At 69.8% G+C, this 17791-nt stretch carries 9 protein-coding genes; 4 read left to right on the forward strand and 5 right to left on the reverse strand.

Annotated elements, in window-relative coordinates:
• Positions 1-23: 23 nt before the first annotated feature.
• The 4 genes from BAY15_RS14270 to BAY15_RS14285 form a co-directional block, all read right to left on the reverse strand.
• The gene (locus BAY15_RS14270) at positions 24-3521 is read right to left on the reverse strand and encodes a hybrid sensor histidine kinase/response regulator (protein ID WP_068853678.1); all 3498 of its coding nucleotides are present in this window, start codon (positions 3519-3521) and stop codon (positions 24-26) included.
• Between the two features lie 153 nt (positions 3522-3674).
• On the reverse strand, positions 3675-6830 hold the full coding sequence (locus tag BAY15_RS14275; RefSeq protein ID WP_068853679.1) for a two-component regulator propeller domain-containing protein: 3156 nt from the start codon (positions 6828-6830) through the stop codon (positions 3675-3677).
• Positions 6827-10294: a hybrid sensor histidine kinase/response regulator gene (locus tag BAY15_RS14280; protein WP_068853680.1), complete on the reverse strand. Its 3468-nt coding sequence runs from the start codon at positions 10292-10294 to the stop codon at positions 6827-6829. The genes BAY15_RS14275 and BAY15_RS14280 overlap by 4 nt, the downstream gene beginning before the upstream one ends.
• A gap of 179 nt (positions 10295-10473) precedes the next feature.
• Positions 10474-14061 carry a hybrid sensor histidine kinase/response regulator gene (locus BAY15_RS14285; RefSeq protein ID WP_068853681.1) on the reverse strand — a complete coding sequence of 1196 codons (3588 nt, stop codon included), beginning with the start codon at positions 14059-14061 and terminating at the stop codon, positions 10474-10476.
• A gap of 154 nt (positions 14062-14215) precedes the next feature.
• Between BAY15_RS14285 and BAY15_RS14290 the strand changes: the two genes are divergently transcribed.
• From BAY15_RS14290 to BAY15_RS14300, 3 genes are read left to right on the forward strand one after another with little or no spacing between them, the layout of a single operon-like run.
• Positions 14216-14902, forward strand: a complete 687-nt coding sequence (locus BAY15_RS14290) for a YceI family protein (RefSeq protein WP_068853682.1) — start codon at positions 14216-14218, stop codon at positions 14900-14902.
• A complete protein-coding gene (locus tag BAY15_RS14295; RefSeq protein WP_068853683.1) occupies positions 14899-15471 on the forward strand; it encodes a cytochrome b in 573 nt (190 codons plus the stop codon). The genes BAY15_RS14290 and BAY15_RS14295 overlap by 4 nt, the downstream gene beginning before the upstream one ends.
• Positions 15472-15473: 2 nt before the next feature.
• A complete protein-coding gene (locus BAY15_RS14300; RefSeq protein WP_068853684.1) occupies positions 15474-16046 on the forward strand; it encodes a YceI family protein in 573 nt (190 codons plus the stop codon).
• Between the two features lie 33 nt (positions 16047-16079).
• Here the strand turns inward: BAY15_RS14300 and BAY15_RS14305 are convergent, their stop codons facing one another.
• Positions 16080-16307, reverse strand: a complete 228-nt coding sequence (locus tag BAY15_RS14305) for a glutaredoxin family protein (RefSeq protein ID WP_068854739.1) — start codon at positions 16305-16307, stop codon at positions 16080-16082.
• A gap of 86 nt (positions 16308-16393) precedes the next feature.
• Here BAY15_RS14305 and BAY15_RS14310 point away from each other — a divergent pair, with 86 nt between their 5' ends.
• Positions 16394-17776 (forward strand): L-serine ammonia-lyase, encoded by a 1383-nt coding sequence (locus BAY15_RS14310; protein WP_068853685.1) that lies wholly within the window; start codon positions 16394-16396, stop codon positions 17774-17776.
• Positions 17777-17791: the final 15 nt, after the last annotated feature.

The raw sequence follows: 17791 nt of genomic DNA on the forward strand, positions 1-17791 counted from the left end.
GCCGGCAACACCGGCCATTGCTGTTACCCACGCCCCTCCACCACCACCCGCGCGATTGCCTGCTCCAACAGGTCACCGGTCACCGGCTTGCGCAGGAAGCCCTGAAAGCCCGCCTCGCGCACCCGCTGTTCGATGCCCGGGTCGGTCCGCGCCGTCACCGCCAGCAACGGCATCGCATAACCCTGGTTGCGCAGGTGCCCGGCCAGTTCCATGCCGCCCAGTCCGGGCAGGTCAAGATCCAGCAGCACCACGTCGAAGGACGCGTCGCTCACTTCGCGCAGCGCTGCCAGCGCGTGCGCGGCGTGCACCACCTCGTGCCCGCGCGCGCTCAGCAGGCCGATGATCACGCTGGCCACGGTATCGTCGTCCTCGACCAGCAGCAGGCGCAGTGGCGGCAGGGGGTGACCCTCGGCAACGCCGGCACTGCCGACCGTGGCGTCGGCCATCTGCAGCGGCAGCGGCAGGGTCACGCTGAAGCGCGTGCCCACGCCCAACTGGCTTTCCACCCCGATCTGGCCCTGCATGGCCAGCGCCAGCTCGCGGCAGATCGCCAGGCCCAGGCCGCTGCCACCGTACTGCGCAGCGGTGCGCGCACCGTCGGCCTGCTCGAAGCGCCGGAACAGACGCTGCTGCTGGTCGCTGCTGATGCCGGGCCCGGTGTCGGAGACTTCGAAGTAAAGGCCCCGCGACGGCGCCAGCGCGCGCACCTTCAACCGCACTTCGCCGTTGCTGGTGAACTTCACCGCGTTGCCCAGCAGGTTGAGCAGGATCTGCCGGACCCGCACCGCATCACCCACGCTGCACAGGCCAGCGGCCAGTTCGTTGTCCACCACGAAGCGCAGCCCCTTCTGCTCGGCCAGCGCGGCCATCAGGGTGCATGCATCATCAATGACACCCTGCAGCGCGAACGGCTGCGCCTGCAACTGCAGCCGCCCCGATTCGATCCGCGCCAGGTCCAGCGCGTCGTTCACCAGGTGCAGCAGGTGCTCGCCGGCATGCCGGATCGATTCGGTGTAGCTGCGCTGCTGCGGGTTCAACGGCGAGCCCAGCAGCAGCTCGCTCATGCCCAGCACACCGGTCATCGGCGTGCGCACTTCATGACCCAGGTTGGCCAGGAAGCGCGTTTTGGCGGCCGATGCCTGTTCGGCCAGTTCCTGCTTGTGCAGGGCCAACTGGTAAGCGTGGCGGCGTTGCACGCGGCGCCGGTACAACCAGGCGAACAGGCTCATGAGCAGCAGGGCGATCGAGGCCATCACCAGCAGCCCCGATACGCTGCGCCACCAGGGCGGCATCACGCGGAACTCAAGTACCTGCACCCGCGACCAGACCAGGTCGGCCGAGCGCGCCTGCACCTCCAGTCGATAGCGCCCGGGCGGCAGTCGCGAGAACACACGCTCGCCGCCCGGCCCCACTTCCACCCAATCCGGATCGTAGCCGGCCAGGCGGTAGCGATAGCTGTTGGACGATGAGTCGGCGAAGGACAGCAGCCGCGCCACGATGCGAAGGTCGCGGTCGGCATCGGCGATTTCCAGCGGCGCCAGGTGGGTCAGGTCCAGCACCCGCTCGCCACGGCGCACCTCGACACGTTCAATCACCAGCGGTGCGCGCCGGGTCGCCGGGCGCACCTGGTCCGGATCGAACAGCACCACCCCGGCCGGCGTGCCGCCGACGATGTGGTTGCTGGCCGTGCGCACCAGCGTGCCGCGGCGGAACTCCTGGCTGGGCAGCCCATCGCGCACGCCGTACTGGCGCACGCTGCCCTGGTTGGGATCGACGCGGATCAGGCCACGCGAGCTGGCGGCCCACACGATGTCCTGCGCGTCCACCACCAATCCCGTCGCCGACAGCTGCGGGAAGCCTTCTTCCGGCCCGACCTGGGCCTCGCGCTCGAGCCGCTTCCCGTTCCAGCGGTAGCGGATCAGGCGGCCTTCTTCCGATACCCACATGGAGCCGTCGTCGGCCGACGCCAGGGCATGACTGGCGACAGCTGCCGCGCCGGGCACCGCCTCGAACCGCGCACGCGCCGGCACCCACTGCAGCAGGCCCTGGTTGGTGGCCACCCAGAGATGGTCCTGCGGACCGCACATGAGATCCAGGACCAGCTGTCCGGGCGCGAACCCGCCCGTGCCGGCCGCGATCCGCTGCCGCACGCCGCCGTCCAGGCCGCGCTGCTGCAGCCCGCCGGACGCAGCGCTCCAGACCCCGCCACCGTCGCAGAGCGCCAGCGCGTCCACGTCGCCTTCCATGGCGGCATCGGCACCGGCATCGCTGCCCCACCGTTGCAGGGAGCCGGTACCCGGGTCGTAGCGCAGGAGCGCTTCGTGCGATCCGATCCAGACATGGCCACGCGGGTCTTCCAGCACCGACAACAGCCACTGGGGACCATCCACCCAGGTCCGGTGCTGGTCCACCTTGCCAGTGACCGGATCGAAGCGGTCCAGTGCGCCATGGGTGCCCACGGCCCACACACCGCCATTGGCCGATGCGGCCATGCCCAGCACGTAGCCGTTGCGAAGCGAGGCCGGGTCATCCTCCAGCCGCGACAGCACCGAGAACTGCCACCAGCGCGGCAGCAGATGCCACAGGCCACTGTTGGTACTGGCCAGCCAGATTCCGCCTTCGCGGTCTTCGTACGCGCCGGTCCAGTTGGGCCGCACCTGGCCACGGGCCACCGCGCTGTACAGGGGCACCTGCTGGAAGCGGCCCTGGTAGGCACGCCCGAGACCCGACCGGGTGTCGAGCCAATAGCCGCCCTGCTCGTCGCGCAGCATCATGCCCAGTACCTGGTCGCCGGCATCCACCTTCCAGGGCGCCGGGGCGAAGCTGCCGTCTGCCCGGCGAACCACCGTACCGGCATTGGTACTGATCCACAGGCTGCCATCCAGCTCGGCGGTCAGCCCGTTGACCAGGGGCGTGGGCAGCTTCGACGCGGGCACCCGCTCGAAGTCGCGCCCGGTCCAGCGCGCCAGTCCCGCCTTGGTACCGACCCACAGGCTGCCGTCACGGGTGGTAGCCATATGCGTGACCGACGCGGCCGGCAGGCTGCGCCGGTTGCCTGGCTCCGGCATGAAGCGGGTGATCACGCCATTGCGGTCGAGCCGGTGCAGGCCGCCCTCGTAGGTGCCGAACCACAGCGCCCCGTCACCGGTGGAGGCCAGGCTCCAGATCGTATTGCTGCCGATCACCGGGTTGCTGGCACGGTCGAAGAAGCGAAGTTCGCGGCGGTCGGCCGACATCATCGCCAGCCCGGCATTCTCGGTACCGACCCACAACTGGTTGCGCGCATCCACGTGCACGCTCCACACCATGTTGTCGCGAAGACCATCCTCGGCGCGCCAGACCCGGTAATTGCGGCCGTCGAACCGGGCCAGGCCATCGTTGGTGGCCAACCACAGGTAGCCGTACCCGTCTTCGGCCATGCGGTTGACGGTATTGGACGGCAGACCATCGAACACGGTCAGCTGGCGCGGCGTTGGCGGAACCGGCTGCGCTGCCACCAGCCACGGCCACATGCACAGCATCCCGAACAGGAGCAGCCAACGCGTAGGCAACACCAAGCAATCTCCTGGAGCGGGTCGGGATCAACCGATGACGTGCAGATAGGGTCGGACTTGTCGCAGAAAGCCCAAGTCATGGGATGGATGGTAAACGGTTCGCCGGATGGGAACGAACCATCAGGGCACGCCCGCCTGCTGCAGTGCGCGGCGCAGCGACGCGGCCGTGACCGGCTTGGGCAGGAGCCCCGCGCCCCCGGCAGCCCGCACCCGCCCGGCCAAGCCGGCGGAGGGTTGCCGGCTCATCGCCAGCACCGGAGCGGAGACGTTCCGCCCGGGCAGCAGGCCGATCAGGGTCAACCCATCGATGCCGGACAGGTCCAGGTCCACCAGCACCAGGTCGAACCGGCCCGCCGCCAGTTCGGTCAACCCTGCCAGCGCGTGCGCCGCATGCACCGGCTCCCAGCCCTGCGCGGTCAGCAGTGCACTGCCTGCAAGGGCAGCGGCGGCGTCCTCGTCCACCAGCAGCACCCGGCCACGGTGCAGCGGCGCCACCGCCGGCATGGGTATCCCCACCTGCACGTGCCATTGCCTGCCGGCCGTCGCATGCACGCGCAGGGTGCCGCCGAGAGCGCCGGCCAGGCGTTCGGCAGTGGCCAACGCCAGGCGCAGGGACGCGACGGACGGCGTCGGCGCGGCGCTCCCGGCGCCGCGGCCCGGCGGGTACGCAGCGCGCCCGCCGGCGGTGAACCGCCACAGCAGCCCCTCGCGCCCGGGTCGCCAGGCGACCTCCAGCACCACGTGCCCCGCGCCGGTGTGCCGGCCCAGCACGCGCGTGACCGCATCGAGCAGTTGCCCCAGTCGCAGCGCATCGCCGTGCGCGCGTGCGTCGCCCGCCACCTGCGGGCACAAGGCCAGCGCGGTGCCACGCCGGCAGGATGGCAGCAGCTGGCGCGCCAACCACTGCCGGTGGACGGCGCCCACCTCGAAGTCGGCCGCCTGCAGGGGGGTACTTCCGGCCTCCAGGCGAGCCTCGTCCAATGCGTGGTTGACCCGCGCCAGCAGCGCGTGTCCGCTCCGCAGGATCCGTTCCAACGGCTGCCGCTGGGCCGCATGCAGGGGCGATGACAGCAGCAGTTCGGCCATGCCCAGGATCCCCGTGAGCGGTGTGCGCACCTCATGGCCGAGGTTGGCCAGGTAGTGCGATTTGGCCTGCGCCGAGCGCAGCGCCAGCGACAGGCCCTGTGCGGAGACCTGCGCCCGCCGCCCGCGCGCGACACGGCGTACCGCCGCCCATGCCCCGCCGCCCAGCAGCAGCGCGCCCGCCGATATCCGGGCGCCCACCAGCGCCGGGTGGTGCCAGCCGCTGCGCTCCACCTGCAGCAGCAATGAGCGGGTTGATGACCAGCTGCCGTCGGGCAATCGTGCCTGGAACTCCAGGCGGTGCTCGCCGGGTGGCAGTCGCGGGAAGCCGCGGGTCCCGCTGCGGCCCACCCGGATCCATTCCCGGTCCAGGCCGCACAGCCGGAACCGGTACTGCTGGCGCGCGTGCATCCCAGCGCCGAGCAAGCGGACGCTGACCTGGATATCCCGATCGTCCGGCTGCAGGTGGAGCATCGCCTTGGAAGGCAGCACCTGCAGCAGGCCACCGCGATGCAATTGCACACGCTCCACCACCAGCGCCGGCTCCCCCCTGCACGCGGCCAGGCCCACCGGATCGAACCGCACCCGGCGGCCGTGTGCATCCACGGCCAGCATGGTCGATCCATCGGCCTGCAGCTGTGCATTGAACGCGGCATCGGGTACCCCTTCGCTTCGCGTGTACAGCCGCACCTGGCCCTCGCGGGGGCGAAGACGCAGCAGGCCACGCGCGCTGCTGGCCCACAACGCGCCCTGTGCGTCGCTGGCCAGCGACGCCAACCGCAGCGACGGCAGTCCCTGGCGTGCATCGATCTGCACGCCGGGCCGGGCCACGCCGTCCTGGATGAGATAGCGCCGCACCGTACCCGCACTGGCCACCCACAATGCGCCGTCCTCGGCCAGGTGCAGCGCGCTGACCTCGCCCTCGACACCGGCAACGGGATGGAAGCGGCCGTCCGCCCACCGCGTCAGGCCATGCCGGCCTCCCCACCAGATGCCGTTGCCTGTATCGCAATGCAGGGCCAGCGGACCGGGCGGAGGCGCCTGGTCGGTCGCACCCCAGCGCCACTGCCGGGTTTCGGTGCCGCCAGGCGGCTGCAGTTGGATCCCCTTGCCGTCCAGACGCCAGCGGCTGCCATCTGCGCAGGCCAGCGCCAGCGGCGGCGCGTCAGGATCGAGGCGCACCCCGCTGATCGCCGGCATTTCCTGCGGCGCCGCATCGAGCGACATGAAATGCTGCCAGTGCGGGGGCAGCCGCCACACCCCCATATGCCGCCCCAGCAACCAGAGGCTGCCGTGTCGATCTTCCAGGGCCGTGCGGAACCGGGGCACATCGGCGCTGCCCAACGGTGCGATGCCCACCCCGGGCCGCTGAGTGCCTCCGCTCTTCCACACCCGGGCGTCCTCGCCCAGCCACGGTCCGCCGCTGCGCGACGCGCCCAGCGCGCGCGTTCCCGCCGGTGCATCCACCGGTTCCAGCCGACCCTCGTCCGAGGCCCGCCACGGGCCTGCCGCGCCGGCTACCCACAGCCGCTGCCCGGCATCCACCAGCAGCGCGCTGACCGGCGCAGTGGCCAGCATCGTGGGCGGCGGCAGGAAGCGACCGTTCCTCCAGCGGGCCAGGCCGCGCGGTGTTCCCACCCAGAGCGTGCCGTCCGCCGCCAACGCCAGGTGGTCGACGCGACGGTCCGGCAGGCCGTCCGCGTTCAGGGTGGGCAGGAATTGACGCAGCCGGTGGCCCGTGTCCAGCCGGAATAGACCCGCGTCGCGCGTACCGAACCACACCACGCCCTCCGGCGTTGGCAGCACGACACCGATTGCCACGCCCGCCAGGGCCGGAAAACGCGCGCTGTCGAAGCGCTCGATGTGGCTGCGGTCGGCCGACAGGCGCATGAGGTGGCCCTGCCCCGTCCCGATCCACAACCGGTCCTGCGCATCCGCCGCCATCGACAGCAACTGGTTGTCGGCCAGCCCCTGCTCCATCCGCCAGATCCGGAAGCGCTGGCCATCGAAGCGGGCCAGGCCATCATCGGTGGCGAACCACAGGTAGCCGTCGCGGTCTTCCACCACCTGGTGCACCGCGTTGGACGGCAACCCGTCGGCGGTGGTGAAGCGCAGCGCCATGGGGGGCGCCGCGCGTACCGATGACGCAAGCAGCAGCAGCGCCAGCAGCAGGCCCTGCAAGGGGCCGATCATGCGCCCGCCACGGCGGCAGCCAACCGCGCCCCGGTCACCGGCAGGCGCAGGAAACCATCGAACCCGCCCGCGCGTGCATCGCGCTCGGCGCAGGCATCGGCGCGTGGCGTGAGCGCCACGCGCCGCACCCCCGGCCACAACCAGGGCAGGCGTGCACTCAGCCGCCCGCCCGCCACCAGCATGTCCGGATCAGCCGCGATGAGATCCCAGGGCCCGGGATCGACGTCGCGTACCCACGCGTCTGCATTCTCGACCGCCACCACCCGGTGGCCCTGGGAACGCAGCAGCGCACACACCACCTCGACAGCGTCCGGTTCGGTCGCCGGCAGCAGCACCATCACACGCAAGGGGCGCGATGGCACGGAAGCGGATGCGGCGCGGCGCGGCGCGGCGGGCGCCGCGGCGGGTGCAAGCGCCGGCCACGGCAGTGTCAACTCGAACTGGGTGCCACGCCCGCGCTGGCTGTCGACGTCCAGGCGCCCGCCCATGGCATGTGCCAGGTCCCGGCTGATGGCCAGTCCCAGCCCGCTGCCGCCAGGGTGGGCGGCGGTGTCTGCCGTTTCGACCTGGCTGAAGCGCTGGAACAGCCCCCGCACCTGCGCCGGGCTCATCCCCGGACCGGTGTCGGACACACACAGCACCAGCCCGCGATCCTCCGGCCCGGTGCGTGCGCTCAGGCTGACCTGCCCATGCGCGGTGAACTTGAGGGCGTTGCCCAGCAGGTTCAGCAGAATCTGGCGCAGGCGCTGCACGTCGCCGTGGAAGCAGGCGCCCGCCGGCAACGTGCTGGTCCAATGCAGCAGCAATGCCTTGCGCCGCGCCACCGGCAGCAGCAGCGCATGCAGCTCACGCATGACCTCCACCAGCACGAAGGGCGCTGGGTGCAGCCGCAGGCGGCCTGATTCGATACCGGCCAGGTCCAGCGCATCGTCCATCAACTGCAGGAGGTGGTGCCCCGCCTGCTGCAGGCTGCCGACCTGCTCGCGCTGCACGCGCGACAACGGCGACTGCAGCAGCAGCTCGCTCCAGCCGAGTACCGGCGTCAACGGCGCACGCACCTGGCGGCCCAGTTCGGCCAGGAAGCGGGTGCGCTGCATCGAATCCTGCTCCGCCCGCAGGCGGCGCGCACGCGCTTGGCGCCGCTGCGCGCGTCGCCGCTGCCGGCGGTAGTGCAGCCGCGCTCCCCCCATCAGCGCTGCGCAGATCGCGGCAGCCAGGGCGATACGACCGGTTGTTGTTTCCCACCACCGGGGCACCACGCGCAACGGCAGCTGACGCACCGCCGACCACGGCCCCCCGGCGTGCCGCGCCTTCACCAGCAGGGAGTGCTCACCGGCCGGCAGGCGGGTGAAAAGGCGCTGCGCCACGGGGCCGGTGTCGACCCATCCCGGGTCGTGTCCCAGCAGGCGGAAGTGGTACTGGATGCGATCAGGATCGCCACGACCGAGCAGGTTCACCGCGACCCGCACATGGCGGTCCCCGGTGCCCAGGATCACCGGCGGTGCGGCGATCGGCACCTGGATCACCCGTCCATGCCGACGACGGCTCATTGCATCGAGCACCAGGACCGGCACCGTCGCCGGGGCGCGAAGCGCGCGCGGGTCGAACGCCAGCAGTCCGCCTTCGCGCACGCCTGCCACCAACGCGCCCGAGCCCAACCGAAGCAGCCGCTGCGGAAGCACCTCCTGCACGGGAAGGCCCTGTGCGGTGTCCAGCACCCCCACCTCACCCGCGTGCGGATCCACCCGCAGCACGCCGCGCGCGGCCCCGGCCCACGCCACGCCATCGGCGCCCACCACCAGCGCGTTGGCACGCAGTTGCGGGTAGCCCTCGGCGGCGCCAACGCGACGTTCTCGATGCAACCGTCCCTGCGCCAGACGGTACTGCTCCAGGGAGCCCAGGCGGCTGACCCACAGCGTGCCATCGTCGGCTTCGGCGATGGCCGACACGGGCCCGTCGCCATCGCCCGGGACCGGCTCGAAGCGCTCGCGTGCAACAGACCAGCGCATCACGCCTTGGGGATCGGTGGCCCATACCTCGCCATCCCGGGTGCACAACAGCTGCCGTAGCAGGACGTCCTGCCTCAGCCCCACCTGCTGCGGTGCCGCACTGTGCAGCCGCTTGCCGTCTGTCGACCACCGTTGGATCGCCCCGGGGTGCGCGAGCCAGACATCGCCGTTCGCGCATATCTGCAGGTGGATGGGCCCTTGGTCCGTGCCCAATCCCAGCCCCCAATCGCGCCGGCTGCGCCGCTGCGGGTCATGGCGCAGCAGCCGGTCGGCACTGGCGACCCAGACCCGTCCCTGGGCATCTTCGGCCACGCCCACCGGGAGCGCGCTGACGCCGGCGTGTGGAAACCGGAGCACGTCACGGCCGCGTCCGGTACGCAGGTCAAGGCGCTGCAGGTCCCCTCGACTGCCCGCAACCCACGCATGGTGCATTCCCGATGCGGCCAGGCCCAGTACGTAGTGACTGCCGGTTCCCGACCCACTGTCGGCGGTGGCCGGCAAGGCCGTGAACTGCCGCCAGCGGGCCGACAACCACCATACGCCGTGCTGCTCACTCACCCACCACAGGTCACCGTTGCGGTCTTCCAGCGCCTGGCGGATCACCACCGGCCCCGGCGCGGTGCCCGGCGCGGGTTGCAGCGTCCACGGCAGCGCGGCGCCGGCTTCCTGCCGCAGCAGCGCCGCGCCCTGTTGCTGCCAGAGCACGCCGTCCGTAGTGCGCAGCACGCTGCGTGCCCGGAGCGGCCGAATGTAGGCACCTGCTGCGCTACCCGTTGCCCAGGTGCCATGCGCCGAGGTGACTTCAATTCCCCCGCGTGGATCGGCCCAGAGCGAACGGATCGGCGCTGCGGATCCGGCCGGCAACGCCATCCGGGCCAGCCGTGTGCCATCCCATCGCCAAAGCGATGCGGCCTGGGCCACCCACAACGCACCTGCGCTGTCGCGCGCGAGTGCCATGACCGGGCCACCCTCCTGCGGCAGTGGCTGCAACGCCCACTGCGGGTCGCGTGGTGCCCGCCGATAGAGCCGATGGTCGCTTCCAATGGCCCAGATCCGTCCGTCGCCGCTGCTGTGCACCTGGCGCAGCAGCCCCTGGCGCAGCGCTGACGGGGCCGATGCGGGCAGCCGCTGGAACCCACCACGATCAGCGCCCATCATGACCAGCCCCGCACTGGCCGTTCCCACCCAGAGCCGGTCGAGGGCATCCACGTGCAACGTGCGCAGGTCGACATCCGGCACGCCATCCTCGAGGCGCCACAGCCGGTACCGCTGACCGTCGAAACGCATCAGGCCGTCGCTGCCCGCCAGCCACAGGTAGCCGGAAGCGTCTTCAGCGATTTCGCGAACGTTGGGGTCGTGCAGGCCGTCGGCCATGCCGAGCAGGCGCGGCGATGGCACATGTACGACACCCGCGTGGCCTGCTGCCGGCCACATCAGCAGCAGGGCCAGGAGCAAGGCTACGGGCTGCCCGCGCAGGGCCTCTCGCGGAGGCGTCACCGTCTACCGCACCATCATCGTTCTCATTGCGGCCACGGTAGGGCCATCGCGGCCAGCGCGCATCCGCGTTCCCGTAACGACGTCACAAAGCAGTGAATCAATTTTTGAATTGATTTTGCCGATTTCTGATACGCAGCCTATGGAGAGGTCACCATCCCGGGCGGGCTGCGGCGGGTGGCACACGCCTGCGCGATCGCGGCCACCAGCAGGTCGCCGGTCACCGGCTTGCGCAGGAAGCCATCGAACCCGGCCGCCAGCACCTGCTGTTCGGCATAGGCATCCGAGCGCGCCGTCACCGCGATCAGCGGCAGCGCGTAGCCCATGGCGCGCAGCTGCCCGGCGATGGCGATGCCATCCAGCGCGGGCAGGTCCAGGTCAAGCAGGCCGATGTCGAAACGTCCGGCAGCCACTTCCGACAACGCCGCCAACCCGTGCAGGGCATGCACCACCGTGTGTCCGCGGGCCTGCAGCAGGCCGGCAATGACGTCAGCTACGGTGGCATCGTCTTCCACCAGCAGGATCCGCAACGGTGGCAGGGCAATCGGCGCGCCATGCAGCGGCGCATCCGCAGCGGGCCGCTGGCGCACGGTCCACGGCAACGGCAGGTGCACGGTGAAGCGGGCACCCTGTCCAGGCGCGGAGTCGATGGCGATGCGTCCGCCCATCGCCACGGCCAGTTCCTGGCAGATCGCCAGGCCCAGGCCACTGCCGCCATAGCGGGACGCCGTCCGCGGGCCGTCCGCCTGTTCGAAACGGTGGAACAGGCGCTGCTGCTGGTCCTGGTTGATGCCTGGCCCGGTATCGGTGACCTCCAGCTCGATACCGCTCCCGCCCGGCACCAGCTCGATGCCCAGACCGACATGGCCGTGTTCGGTGAACTTGATCGCATTGCCCAGCAGGTTCATCAGGATCTGGCGCACGCGCATCTCGTCGCCACTGACCTGCACCGGGCCGGGCAGGTTGAAGCTGCGCTCGAAGGCCAGCCCGCGGTGATGCGCCATCGGTTCCATGAGCGTTTCGACCTGGGCCAGCATCGACATCAGGTCAAACGGCCGGATGTCCAGTTCCAGCCGCCCCGCTTCGATCCGGGCCAGGTCCAACGCGTCATTGACCAGCCGCAGCAGATGGGTACCGGCGTGCTGGATGGACGCGGCGTAGCCGCGCTGCAGCTCGTCCAGTGGCGTGGCCAGCAGCAGTTCGCTCATGCCCAGCACGCCGGTCATGGGGGTACGCACCTCATGGCCGAGCGTGGCAAGGAACCGGCTCTTGGCCTGCGACGCCTGTTCGGCGATCTGCTGCTTGTGCACGGTCAGATGCCATTGCTGGCGGCGGCGCAGACGGGCGCGGGCAAACGCCGCCACGGCGGCCACCAGCAGCAGCCACAGCACCACGTAGCCCAGCACGGCCCAGCTGCTGCGCCACCACGGTGGCTGTACCTGCACGGTGATCGTGCGTGAGGGTGTCCATTCCCCATGCGGCGGAGCGGCCTGCACGTCGATGGCGTACTGGCCTGGCGGCAACCGCGACAGCAGGCGTTCGCCATCGGCGTTCTGCATCACCCAGTTCTGGTCATAGCCGGACACGCGGTAGCGGTAGCGGTTGCCCATCGGGCTGGCATAGGACAGCAGGCGCGCCGAGATGATCAGATCGCGATCGCCCGGGCCCAGCAGCAGCGGCGCGTTGACCGGCAGCGACTGCTGGCCTTCGGCATCGTCGCGGCGTACCTGGATGTTGTCGATGACCAGTTGCGAAGGCGGCAGCGGCGTGTCTGCTGCATCCGGGTCGAAACCCACCAACCCGGTCGCGGTGACGGCCAGCACCCGGCCGTCGGCACCGACCACGGGTGGGCGTCCGCTGAATTCCCGATCGGGCAGCCCGTCCTTCTCGCCGTACAGCCGCAGCCGACGTTCGCGGGAATGCCAGCACACCAGGCCACGCGTGGTGGTGGCCCACACCTGGCCGTTACGGCCAAGCGCGATACCCCCCATCGACACCGGCGGCATTCCCTGCGCGGCACCGACCCGTTCCCGCAGCGTCATGCTGAGCCCGTCCCACCGGTAGCGCTCCAGTGCGCCACTGCGCGCCATCCAGACCTCATCGGCACTGACCCAGGCCATGTCGAAGAGGTTGCCGGCCGCAATGCCGGGCACGCGTTCAAAGCGGTCCTTCTGCCACCGCAGCAGCCCCATCTCGCCCGTTTCGCCCATGTCGCCCATGATCCACAGCCCGCCGCGCGGATCGAACAGCATCTGCTCCACCGGCACATCGACCAGGCCGCGGCCGTCACCGATGCGGATGTCGTCGAGCAGCTTGCCCTGCGCGTCGCGGCGCTGCACGCCGTAGTTGGTGATCGACATCCACAGATCACCGTTGGGCGCTTCGCGGATCAGCTCGATGCGTTGGCGCACATCAGCGCCGCCTCCGATCTTCCACTCCCGCAGCTGTCCGGTCTTTGGCTGGAACAGCCCCAGCCTTCCGGCCCGACCGAGCCAGAGCGCACCATCGGCGCGCGGCAACACCGACCTGACCGCTCCCACGCCGATCTGCTTCTCAGTGGCTATCTGGTGCAGGCTTCCGCCCGCATCCAACCGGTACACCCCATGCGCCCCGGCGACGTAATAGTCGTTGCCTGCCGCAGCGGCCCCGAGCAGGTACGCACTGTCCAGGGGTTTTCCATCGAGCTGGTACCAGGTGGAGAAACGCTTCCAGTCCGGAGGGAGGTAGGCCAGACCCTGGGTCAGCATGGCCACCCACAGTCCCCCCTCGTGGTCCTGCAGCATGTCCAGCACGCCGCTGCGTTCGGTCAGGAATCCGCTGCCGCCATCGCCGGCCAGCAGGCGCAGCTGGGCATCATCGCCGCGATACAGGCCGTCGGCCGTGCCCAGCCAGTAGCCGCCATTGCGATCATGCAGCACCGAGGCGGCACGCACATCGGCGCCCACCTTCCACGGTGCCGGGCGCGCGTCGCCGTCCGGACTGATCCGGAACAGCCCGCCCTCGGTACCGGCCCACACCGTGCCATCGGGGTCGCGGGTCAACCGGAACACGCTTTTGCCGCCCAGCACCGCCGGGGCGATCCGGGTGAAGCCGCGGCCGTCCCAGCGCGCCACGCCGCTGCCGGTACCCACCCAGACATGGCCTTCAGGATCGGACAGCAGGCTGTAGATGGTGTCGTCGGGAAGCGCTGCCGGATCGGCCGCGTTGGCCTGGTAGCGGACCAGCGTCCCGTCCTCTTCCCGCCGGCAGATGCCATGGCGGTTGGTGCCGATCCACAAGGCCTTGCCCGCATACGCCAGCGACCAGAACTGCCCCTCGCAATGCTGGTCGATGTCTGGGAACCGCTCGAAGCGTTCGCGGCCAGGCCCGAGCATGCTCAGGCCAACGCCGTTGCTGCCCACCCAGACCCGATCCAGCGGGTCGACCAGCAGCGTCTCAATCTCGTTGCCCGGCAGCGAGCCGGGATCGTCGGGTTCATTGCGCCAGACCCGCAGGCCAACGCCGTCGATGCGGGCCAGGCCATCATCGGTGGCGGCCCAGATATAGCCCTGCCGGTCCTGCGCCAGGGCAAGCACCATGCGCGAGGGCATGCCTTCGGCGGCACCGAGGCGGCGCATGCGCGGTGTCTCTGCCGATGTCCCTGCGGCCCACAACGCCGACGGCACCGCATACAACGCCAGTGCCAGCAGCACGATGCCTGCCCGCCAACCGCGCGCGCTCAACGCCATCGAGTTCTCCCTGTTGCCCCGGATTGTCACACAGTGCGCTGCACAACGCCCCGGTCGCGCGCTGCGGGGCGCACCACGATCTGTTGCAGCCATGGTGCTGCCAGGCATCACGGAGCAGCGCGTATGATCGGCCCAGCCCTGAACGGAGCCGGCCGTGACCAAGCGCCTGACCCTTGCCCTGCTGTTGTGTACCGCCCCCTGGGCGGCGAGCGCCGCGCCCGATACCTACCGCCTCGACCCGGTGCATACACGGGTGCTGTTCGCGGTGGAGCACGCCGGTTTCTCGCAGGCACTGGGCACCGTCTCGGGCAGCGAAGGCGTGCTTGCCTTCGATCCCGACGACTGGAGCAGCGCCACGCTCACGGTCAGCGTGCCGCTGCAACGCCTGGATCTTGGCGATGACAAATGGAACAAGGCCGCGCTGGCGCGCAACCTGCTCGATGCCGAGCGCCATCCCGAGGCCCGGTTCCTTTCCACCCGCATCGAACCAGTCGATGCCACCCATGCGCGGGTGATCGGTGAGCTGACCCTGCGCGGGGTCAGCCACGAGGTCGCGCTTGATGTCACGCTCAACGCCGTCAAGCGCCACCCGATGCCGCCATTCCGCCGTACTGCCGGGTTTTCAGCCACCGCCACCCTGAGCCGAAGCGCGTTCGGGGTGGATGCGTGGCCGTCGATGATCGGCGACCAGGTCCAGCTGCGCATCGAAGCCGAAGCCCTTCGCGACCGCAGTGCCACCGATCCGCAGGACACACCGTCCGTCGACCCGCCGGGAACTCCGGAACCGATCGACGACTCCGACACTCCCTCTACTTCGCCAGCCCGGAAGCGCTCGCCATGACGACCCGAAACACCCGTGACCGCTGGGGCAGTGTCAGCCAGGGACTGCACTGGCTGATCGCCCTGCTCATCCTCCTGCTCGGCATCGTCGGCCTGACCATGGGCGAACTGCCACGCACCCCGAAGTATTTCTGGGTCTACACCGCGCACAAATCGCTGGGCATCACCGTGCTGGCCCTGGTGGCGCTGCGCCTGGGCTGGCGCCTGTATGCCGGCGCGCCCGAACCGGTACCCGGCACCCCGACCTGGCAGGAACGCATCGCCTCGGCCACCCACTGGTTGCTGTACGTGCTGATGTTCGCGCTGCCGTTGTCGGGCTGGGTCTACGATTCGGCCAGTGGCCTGCGGCCGTTCCGCTGGTTCGGGCTGGTCGACGTGCCCAAGCTGGTCGCGCCCAACCCGGGCGCGCGCGACATTTCCCATGCCATCCATGAGTGGGGCTTCTGGGTGCTGATCGCCGTGGTGGTCGCCCATGCCGGCGCTGCCTTGTACCACCACCTTTTCCAACGCGATGCCACGCTTGCGCGCATGCTGCCGCAGGGCTGGCTCGCCTCCCCCCAGAAGGACTGACGATGAACATCAAGCTCACCTCCCCCGCCGCCGTGGCTGCCGCGCTGGCCGGCCTGATGGCCACCGCCCCGGTGCTGGCCGCCGACTACGTGCAGGTTGCCAACAATGGCTCCACGTTGGTTTTTGCCACCAAATATGACGGTGAAGTGTTCACGGGAAGCTTCCCCGGCTTCTCAACCAAGGTCAGCTTCGATCCGGTCGACCCCGCCGCCGGCACGCTGGACGTGACCATTCCACTGGCCGGCGCAACGTCGGGCAACAGCGACCGCGATTCGACGCTGCAGGGTGCGGAATTCTTCAATGTGGCCAAGTTCGCCACCGCCCGATACACCGCCAAAGGCTTCACCAGGAGCGGTGACAAGTACGTGGCCAATGGCACGCTGGAACTGCGCGGGGTGAGCAAGCCGGTCACCTTCACCTTCGAATGGAAGCCCGGTCCCAACCCGGTGCTGACCGGCAAGGCCACGGTCAAGCGCCTGGACTTCGGCGTGGGCGGCGGTGACGACTGGAAGGACACCAGGAACATCCCGGACGACACCGCGATCAGCACCGTGGTCAAGCTGCAGGCGAAGTAACCCCCCTCCCGTGGCGCCGGCCAACGGCCGGCGCTACCGGTGCCCGCTCATCCACGCCGACAGGGTGGACGCATCGAAGGGCCAGTCCAGCTCACGCCCCTGCGCATCCCGCAGCACCGGCACCCGGCTGCCATAGCGGGCCTCCAGGGCCGCGTCATCATCAATGAACACACTGTCCAGCCCGGGGACCCGGGCCTGGGCCAGGACCGAGAGGGCCAGGTCGCAGAGGTGGCAGTCGTCGCGCTGGTACAGGATGAACATAAGGTCGATATGTTGCGTTGCAGCCAGGGTGGCGGGCCCGGACAGCATAGAATAGTGCTCCATCCGATACCCGCAGTTTGGCAATCATGGCTGTCAGCACGTTCGACGTTTTCAAGATCGGCATTGGCCCGAGCTCCTCGCACACCGTAGGACCGATGAAGGCCGCCGAACGCTTCGTGCACCGCTGGCTGCTGGACCCGGGCTGCCTGCAGGACGTGGTGCGCATCCGCGCCGACGTGTATGGCTCGCTGGCGTTGACCGGCCGCGGCCATGGCACTGACAAGGCCGTGCTGCTGGGCCTGGAAGGCCAGCGACCGAACCTGATCGATCCGGACATCATTCCCGGCACGCTCGAGCGGATCCGCAGCAGCAAGCGCATCCGGTTGATGGGCACCCATGAGATCGCCTTCGACGAGAAGCGCGACCTGGGCCTGAACAAGCGCCAGAAGCTGCCCTACCACACCAATGGCATGCGCTTCACCGCGTACGACGCGCAGGACCAGGTGATCGCCACGCGCGACTACTACTCGGTGGGCGGTGGCTTCGTGGTGAACCAGGACGACGCGGCCGATGACCGCATCGTGCCCGATGAAACCCCGCTGCCCTATCCGTTCAAGAGCGGCGACGAGCTGCTGGCGCAGACCGCACGTAGTGGGCTGAGCATTGCCCAGCTGATGTTCGAGAACGAGAAGTGCTGGCGCAGCGAAGACGAGATCCGCGACCAGCTGCGCGAGATCTGGGACGCGATGCAGCAATGCTGCGCCCGGGGCATCCGCCAGGAAGGCACCCTGCCCGGTGGCCTGCATGTGTCGCGTCGCGCCCCGGCGCTGTACCGCGAGCTTTCATCCAAGCCGGAAGCGGCCATGCGCGACCCGCTCACCACGCTGGACTGGGTCAACCTGTACGCGCTGGCGGTCAACGAAGAGAACGCGGCCGGTGGCCGCGTCGTCACCGCGCCGACCAATGGTGCGGCCGGCGTGTTGCCGGCGGTGCTGCATTACTTCGACCGCTTCTGCCCCGGCGCCAACGAACAGCGCGTGTTCGATTTCCTGCTCACCTCGGCCGCGATCGGCATCCTGTACAAGGAAAACGCCTCGATTTCCGGTGCCGAAGTCGGCTGCCAGGGCGAAGTGGGCGTGGCCTGCTCGATGGCCGCCGGCGGCCTGGTCGCAGCGCTGGGTGGCAATCCCAGCCAGATCGAGAACGCCGCCGAAATCGGCATGGAACACAACCTGGGCCTGACCTGCGACCCGATCGGCGGGCTGGTGCAGATTCCCTGCATCGAGCGCAATGCGATGGGCGCGGTGAAGGCGATCAACGCCTCGCGCATGGCCATGCGCGGCGACGGCAAGCACAAGGTGTCGCTGGACAAGGTGATCAAGACCATGCGCGATACCGGCCGCGACATGCAAGACAAGTACAAGGAAACCAGCCGCGGCGGGCTCGCGGTCAACGTCATCGAGTGCTGATCGGAGACGCGCGGG

It is taken from the genome of Stenotrophomonas rhizophila (assembly GCF_001704155.1).
GTDB lineage: Bacteria > Pseudomonadota > Gammaproteobacteria > Xanthomonadales > Xanthomonadaceae > Stenotrophomonas > Stenotrophomonas rhizophila_A.